We start from the raw sequence: 647 nt of genomic DNA, 5'->3' as shown, positions 1-647 counted from the left end.
AGGTAAAATAAGCGATAGAGAAAGACACCTTGGTGGATCTTATGGTGTCGTGGCTCAAAGAACAGATATTGGCGACCGTCTGTTGCAGCTATGCTCAGATAACCTCCTGTTCCTTGAAAATACTAACTTTAAGCATAAGGAAAAACATCTTTTAACATGGCGACCCCCTAATTCGTCCCAACGTTGGACCCAAATAGATCACATCGCTATCAGCCACCGATGGAGGGGCTCGATAGAAGACTGTCGCTCATTCTGGAGCACATGCCTAGATTCAGATCATGCTCTAGTGCGAGCGCGTATTTGCTTGCGTCTTACTGGACGTAGGAAAGATCCTGCAAGGAAACCTCTTAGGGCCCTACTTAATGATAGTCAAGCTAAGAGTATATTTCAGGAACAACTAGGAAAACAGTTAGGCAGCCATGTATGTGATGCCTACCCCGATGCAGCATGGAATGGTATCCGAAAAGCTGTGGAAACAGCAGTGATATCTGCTAGTAAGGTAAACCAGAAGGTTAGGGAGCAACACTGGATCTCAGCAGCATCTATCGCACTGATAGATGCTCGCAAACTCATTCCACCTGGCTCTGAACATAATGAAGAGCGGAGTCAGCTTAAGTGCAAGCTGACAAGAAGTCTACGCAATGATC

1 protein-coding gene is annotated in these 647 nt (G+C 45.9%); it reads left to right on the top strand.

The window, feature by feature from the left end:
* The coding region (locus tag EES38_RS23270) for an exonuclease/endonuclease/phosphatase family protein (RefSeq protein WP_166434334.1) at positions 1-647 on the top strand (647 nt) is incomplete at both ends.

The sequence above is a fragment of the Vibrio viridaestus genome (genome assembly GCF_003856525.1).
GTDB lineage: Bacteria > Pseudomonadota > Gammaproteobacteria > Enterobacterales > Vibrionaceae > Vibrio > Vibrio viridaestus.
Note: the sequence above shows the minus strand (reverse complement) of the source record. Positions and strands in the feature narration are given on the sequence as shown.